Origin of the sequence: Gemella haemolysans, from assembly GCF_001553035.1 — a bacterium.
Classification (GTDB): domain Bacteria; phylum Bacillota; class Bacilli; order Staphylococcales; family Gemellaceae; genus Gemella; species Gemella haemolysans_B.
In genome coordinates, this window is the sequence record NZ_KQ959987.1 from 1 (window position 1) to 7,338 (window position 7,338).

Annotated in this window: 2 protein-coding genes and 1 pseudogene; 2 read left to right on the forward strand and 1 reads right to left on the reverse strand. The window is 34.2% G+C overall.

Features of this window, described 5'->3' with window-relative positions; all coding sequences use genetic code 11:
- Positions 1-429: SIALI-17 repeat-containing surface protein (locus tag HMPREF3186_RS07345; protein ID WP_156438993.1), on the forward strand; the 429-nt coding region annotated here is incomplete at its 5' end.
- 441 nt (positions 430-870) lie between these two features.
- Here the strand turns inward: HMPREF3186_RS07345 and HMPREF3186_RS09660 are convergent.
- A pseudogene (locus tag HMPREF3186_RS09660) lies at positions 871-1,053 on the reverse strand (hypothetical protein); the annotation flags it as partial.
- A gap of 527 nt (positions 1,054-1,580) precedes the next feature.
- On the opposite strand from HMPREF3186_RS09660, the gene HMPREF3186_RS09530 reads away from it, so the two are divergent.
- Positions 1,581-7,208, forward strand: a complete 5,628-nt coding sequence (locus tag HMPREF3186_RS09530) for an SIALI-17 repeat-containing surface protein (RefSeq protein ID WP_060914602.1) — start codon at positions 1,581-1,583, stop codon at positions 7,206-7,208.
- Positions 7,209-7,338 lie beyond the last annotated feature (130 nt).

Consider the following 7,338-nt stretch of genomic DNA (forward strand, 5'->3'; position numbering starts at 1 on the left):
ATTCCGGGAACAGACTTAGTGAACCAAGACTTTGGTGTAAACGGTATTCCAGAAGTAACTCCAATTCAACCAGAATACACAGATCCAGTAGGAACAAGCAGTACGGACGGAGAAGGTAACCTAATTATGCCACCAACAGCAGAGATTCCAGAATACACAGATCCAGTAGGAACAAGCAGTACGGATGGAGAAGGTAACCTGATAACACCACCAATTGTTGAGATTCCAGAATTCAATGGAGGAACAGTGGCAATAGATTCACCAATAAACAAAGAAGACAAATATAGTGAAGTACAATCTCCAAAAGTAACAAAACGCTTAGCTAATACAGGAGAAACTGATACTAACGTAGGATTAACAGGAGTAGGATTAGCAATAGCAGGAAGCTTATTAATATTTGGAAAACGCCGTAAAAAAGATGAAGAATAAATCGTAGCAATATACTTTAACTTCATAATTTAATAAAAATCCAAGAATGAATTTAATAGTTCATTCTTGGATTTTTGGTTCTTTGTCAAATTCGGTTGATTCTGAAAATTAGGAGAAAACTATGCTATATTAAGTAGTATAGATTTTTCATTTCTTTCACTATTATTGAGAATAACTCGACGTTTATAGTATAAGAAGTAGTCTTTAATAATCTTGTTATTTCTCCCCTGAAGTATATTTTGTATTTTATGAGTTAATACATCTGCATACACGAAGCTCATTTTACTTATACTATCAGAAGTAGAAGACACTTCATCGAAGTACATATAATCAGGGTAAGGTTTTAGGGTTGTTTAGAATTTTAGCTAATTCACATTGTATTCTCGATGCAATATTAGTGGATACAGTACAAGATTCAGCTATTTTTTTGAAGTATTCTCTTTAGATAACTTTATTAATGGTGCCAGTTTTTGGATTTTTAGAGGTATTAGAATACTTTCCAACTTCAGTAGTTTCAGCTGTAAAGGATTTTTGACGATCTTTACATATGAATTGTTGTTTATTTAAGTATAAGATAGCTGGTTTATCAGAAATAGTGGACATTTTAACCTTTACTTTTCTATACCCATTTTTTCTATTTCATATTTTTTACAATAAGGGTAAGAGTTAGGTGAAACCTCTCATATTCTACAATAAACTAGATATTTACAATTATTTATTTCAATTTCCTCTGTTTTATCTAGATTTTTTATATTTTCGTCAGTTATTTGTAGCGTTGATTTATAGATTTTTTATAATTATACATTATGAATGTAAATTTCCTTCCTTATTTTTTGTTCATACTTAAATTATAAAGGAATTTTACATTCTTTCTTATTCTTTTTTATAAATTTAAATACGGCTGATTTCTATAACCAATCTTATTTATTATAGATAATTATATTTTGTTATTTAATAATATTGATGTTTTTATTAATGTGTTAAATGTATTCGTAATCTTATTTAGTCTTATTTAGATTCTTTATATTTTAAAAAAGTATTCATAGTTAAAATATACTTTAAATTAATGTGAAAGTATTGAAACTATAAAGGATAGAGTATATAATTAATTTATTATATACTTTAAGTGTAAATATAGAAGGAGAAAGAAGATGTTATTCAATAGACAAGGACTCCAGCAAAAAAATTGGCGTATGGTTAAAAAGGGTAAACACATCCTTTTTGGTTGTTCACTATTTTTTGTTGTTGGGGCAGTAAATATTAGTGGACCGCAAGTAACATATGCTGGGGATGTTAGTGTTTTAGAAACAGTAGCCAAACAAGAAAAAAACAGTAATGTAGGTGAAGAAAATCCAAATGCCGGGATACCAACGCTAGAAAAAGAGAAGCAAACGCAAAGCTCTAGTAATAAGAGGACAGAGAAAATAACTGCAAGTGAGACAGTTGGAGGATCTACTGTCAAAATAGAAGTTACTAAGAAAAAAGTTAATAAAAAAGAGTTAGAAGATTTAGTAGCAAAGATTAAGAAAGCAGATATCAGTAAAAAAACTGAAAAATCAGCAGAAAAGCTTAATCTTATTTTGTCAAGTGCAGAAAAAACATTAGATGATTTAGAAATTACTCAAGAAGAAATTGATAAAGAAGTAAAGGCACTTAAAGAAGCTTTTGATAAATTAGAGGACAAACCTAAGGAAGATAAAAAATCGGAAGCCAAAGAAAAAGTTGAGTCTAAAAAAGAAGAGAAATTAAATTTTGAGAAGAATACTAAAGAAAAGCAACAAGAAAATACTACAGAAGATGTTGTTAGAAAATATAATGAAAAAATAACAAAAGTAACAGAAACTGTAACTGAGGTCCATAGTATAGCTAATCAAATAAATTATGAGTTTAGTGATGCTGAAAAAGAATTAGTTAAAACAGCAGAAAATTTATCAACAGCTCGTAATAGTGATAAAAATAATGAAGAAACTATTCAGAAGTTATTAAAAGAAGTAATTTATTTACGAAATAAAGTAGCTAACCGAATGACACGTGAACACTCGGGGAAACGTGATCCTAGAAATGGGAAAGTGATTGATGGTAAGGATGAGAGTAGGTTTAGAGCGATTACACTGACTCCAATTGCTAATATGTATGAAGGTAGCAATGTTCTTGTAAATGAAAATAAAAAAGATGTAACATACTATAACGGAGATACAATATTTTCAGTTATACAAGTATCTGGAAAAAGAGGTGCAGGAGAGCCAATTGTTAGATATTCTTATGGAAAGAAAAAAGGAGAGGAAGATCCAACTCCATATTATATTAAGAGAGTAGGAATTATTAATGGACTGGAACAACTTACAGGAGCAAAGGTTCGAATAGCATATAAAGATTTTCAAACAGGGGCAAAAAGAGAAGTAGAAATTACTAGTCAATATTGGAATGTAAATAATCCTGATATACAAATGGCATTTGTTGGTACTATAGGTAATGGAGGAAATGTAAGACCCGGAACTTATTATATTAAACTTGGAGCAAATGGAACAAATAAAGAAGCTACTATTACTTACAAATTCATAATCAAATCCCAAAGTGAACGTAATACTGTAAGAGATTTAACGCCAACATACGTAGATGATGTTCGTCATTTGACGGAAGCTGAAAAAACAGCCTTAATTGAAAAATTTAAGGCAGAACATCCAGATGTAGTTAATCGTTCTCATCATATCGATTTTGATCGTGCAGAAGTTTCTTCCGATGGTGCAACAATGACAATATACTTTAAAGATGGATTTGATACTAAAACGATTCAAACAAATGCTAAAAATGATGTAGAAGCAAAATACCCAAATTTTACAACATTAGTGGGTGAGCCTCATGAGTTTTATAAAAATCCAAGAAACTTAGTGAAATCAAAAACAAATCATGAAGTTCCACAAACTGCAAGAGTAACTTGGAAAACTCCTTTTGATTTTAGTCAACCGGGTACGAAGAATGCTGTTGTTACAGTAAGTTATGATAATGGAGTAACGAAAGATGTTACTACACCGTATACAGTACTAGATTTTATTGGAAAACAAGATAAAAGTATTTTCCAAAATCAAAGCGGTGAACTAGGAGATGCTAGAAGCTATATTAAACTTTCAAATGGAACAGACCCTGCAACTGATTTAACAATTCGTTGGAAAGGTGGTTCTTCAGTTGATACATCTGCACAGGGAACACAACGTAAAGAAATTGAAATTCTGCGTGGAAATACTGTGATGAAGACAGTAACTATTCCAGTGGCAATCGTAGATGATATTAAACCAACTATTACAGCACCCGATTCTGTATTGTTAACAAGGGCAGAAGGATTGCCAAGTAATATTTCTATTGATGCTCAGGATAATGCTAGGGGTATTGGACTTAGAGATGCTAACCCAATTGCAGTTGAGAATTTAGCAAATCCTTTAAGATATAATCCTTCAACAAAAAGGATTGAGTTATCTGGGGTAATACCAAATAATTTCCAAAGAACGCAAGCAACTATTAAAGCTGTAGATAAAAATGGAAATACAGCTACAAAAACAATAACGTTTAATGTTCAAGCACAAACTGATAAATATAATGCCGTGGCTAATCCGCAAAAACAAACTGTTAGTTATGATGCAAGACCTAATGCAGGATCAAGTGTGAATAAAAATGGATTACCTGTAGGAACAACATACACGTGGGCTACAACTCCAAGTACAACAACAGGACCTGGAGATAAAGCAGGAGTAGTAACTGTATCATATCCTGACGGTTCAACAGATACAGTGAATGTAACGATAACCGTGCGAAAATTAAGTGATGAACATGAACCTACAGGAACTAAAATCGTTAGAAATCAAAATGTTCCGGTTACAAATAATGATTTAAAAGCGGCGGTAAATGTAAATAATAATGGTAATAGTAAGGTGAAATCTGTTACACCTGTAAGCTCTATTAGTACAGCAAACGCAGGAATGCAAACTATTAGAGCTACCGTAACATATTTAGACAACACAACAGATTCTGTTGAAATCCCATTAGAAGTAAAAGATGTAATAGGACCAACTATTCAAACACCGACAAACGGACAAAATTGGGATTTAATTGCATTAGATAGAACATTGCCTGAAATTAAAGTTGCAACTACTGATAATCTAGGAGGAAGTGGTATTAAGTCAACAACGGTCACAGGTTTACCAAATTTCTTAGTATATGATGAAGCAACTAAAACAATAAAATTCAAAAATGACGTTCAAGAGGTAACGAAATTACCAGTTGGACAAGATAGTAAAACTTATAATGCGACTATCCAAGTTACAGATAATGCAAACAACCCTAGTCAAAGACAAATAACAATTACAGTTAAATCAATGACGACGAAATACAATGCGCTACCTAGTGGGCAAAAACAAACGGTTAGTTATGGAGTAACGCCCGATGCAGGAACAAGTATTAATAAAAATGGATTACCTGCTGATACAAGATATACATGGGCTACGACACCTAGTACAACTACAGGACCTGGAGATAAAGTGGGAGTAGTAACTGTAACATATCCTGATGATTCAATAGATACAGTGAACGTGACTGTAAATGTTCGAAGATTAGCGGATGAATATGTACCTACAGGGACAAAAATCACAAGAGAACAAAATACAGCGGTAACAAATGATGATTTGAAAGCTGCAGTAACAATTAGTAATAATGGTAATAACAAAGTTAAATCTGTTACACCTACGGGGACAATAAGTACTGCAGAATTTGGAAATAAAACAATCAATGCTACTGTTACCTATCTTGATGATACGACAGATTCAGTAACGATTCCACTTGAAGTAAGAGATGTAACAAAACCAACAATTCAAACACCGACAGATAGACAAAATTGGGATTTAATTGCATTGGATAGAACATTGCCTGAAATTAAAGTTGCAGCTACTGATAATCCAGGAGGAAGTGGCATTAAGTCAACAACGGTTACAGGATTACCTAATTTCTTAACATATGATGAAGCGACTAAAACAATTAAGTTTAAAAATGGAGTTCAAGAGGTAACGAAATTACCAGCAGGAACTGATGTACAAACTCATAATATTACAATTACGGTAACAGATAATGCTAATAATAGTAATAGTGCACAAGTAACGATTACAGTCAAATCAATGACGACGAAATATGATGCAACTGCTAATTCTGAAAAACAGACAGTAAGTTACGGAGCAACTCCAGATGCAGCAACAAGTGTAAATAAAACTAACTTACCTGCGGGAACAACATACATATGGGCTACAACTCCAAGTACAACAACGGGACCTGGAGATAAAGCAGGAGTAGTAACTGTGACATATCCTGATGGTTCAAAAGATACGGTTAATGTAACGGTAAATGTCAAAGGACAAGCAGACACGTATACTCCAGAACCAAAAGAACAAACAGTAGATAATGGAGTAGTGCCAAAAGCAGAAGACAGTATAGAAAATGTCAAAGACTTACCAAGTGGAACAACATTCACATGGCAAGGAGGAGCTCCAAGCACAACAGAAAAAGGTGATCATCCAGGAACAGTACTAGTAAGCTATCCAGATGGAACAAGTGAAACAGTACAAGTAGTGGTGAAAGTAAGAGAGCAAAAAGACACGTATACTCCAGAACCAAAAGAACAAACAGTAGATAATGGAGTAGTGCCAAAAGCAGAAGACAGTATAGAAAATGTCAAAGACTTACCAAGTGGAACAACATTCACATGGCAAGGAGGAGCTCCAAGCACAACAGAAAAAGGTGATCATCCAGGAACAGTACTAGTAAGCTATCCAGATGGAACAAGTGAAGAAGTTCCAGTGAAGGTAAATGTACGTCAAAGTAATGAAAAGGGAATACCTGAAGTTCAACGAGCGTTACCAGAATACACAGATCCAGTAGGAACAAGTAGTACGGATGGAGAAGGAAACGAAATTACGCCACCAACTGTAGAGATTCCAGAATACACAGATCCAGTAGGAACAAGCAGTACGGATGGAGAAGGAAACGAAATTACGCCACCAACTGTAGAGATTCCAGAATACACAGATCCAGTAGGAACAAGCAGTACGGATGGAGAAGGAAATGAAATTACGCCACCAACAGCAGAAGTGCCAGAGTATACTGGAGGAGTAAATGGAGATCCAGAAGCCCAATCAATGTTACCAGAATTTGTCGGAGGAGTGAACGGAGAACCAGAAGCTCAACCAATGTTACCGGAATTTAGCGGGGGAGTGAACGGAGATCCGGAAGTTCAATCAACGTTACCAGAATTCGCCGGAGGGGTGAATGGAGACCCAGAGGTACAACAAGTCTTACCGGAATTCGCAGGAGGAGTAAATGGAGATCCAGAGGTACAATTAGCCTTATTAGAATTTAGTGGAGGAGTAAACGGAGATCCAGAAGCTCACCCAACATTACCAGAGTTTAACGGAGGGGTAAACGGAGATCCAGAAGTTCAACCAATGTTACCAGAATTTAACGGAGGAGTAAACGGAGAATCAGAAGCTCACCCAACGTTACCAGAATTTAACGGAGAAGTAAATGGGGATCCAGAGGTTCAATCAGCGTTACCAGAATATACTGGAGGAGTAAATGATGAGTCAGAAATTCTCTCTAGCTTCCGAGATAAAACTTCTAATGTTGCGACTAAACGTTTAGCTAATACAGGGCAATCACAAAATAACAGTGAGTTAGCAGGATTAGGATTAGTGATTGTGGGTCTATTTGCAGCAATAAAACGCCGTAAAAATGAGGAAGAGTAATTTTAAATCTTTATTAAAAGATTGAAATTTCTAAATTTATATAGAAAAGAATCCCTTGGAGATGATTATTTCCAAGGGATTCTTTATTAGAGTAAAAGAAAGGTTCTTTGTCAAATTCGGTTGATTTAGA

Bases quoted from the DNA above. Each gene is read 5' to 3' on its own strand.
- HMPREF3186_RS09530 (WP_060914602.1), top strand. From the start codon at position 1,581: ATGTTATTCAATAGACAAGGACTCCAGCAAAAAAATTGGCGTATGGTT.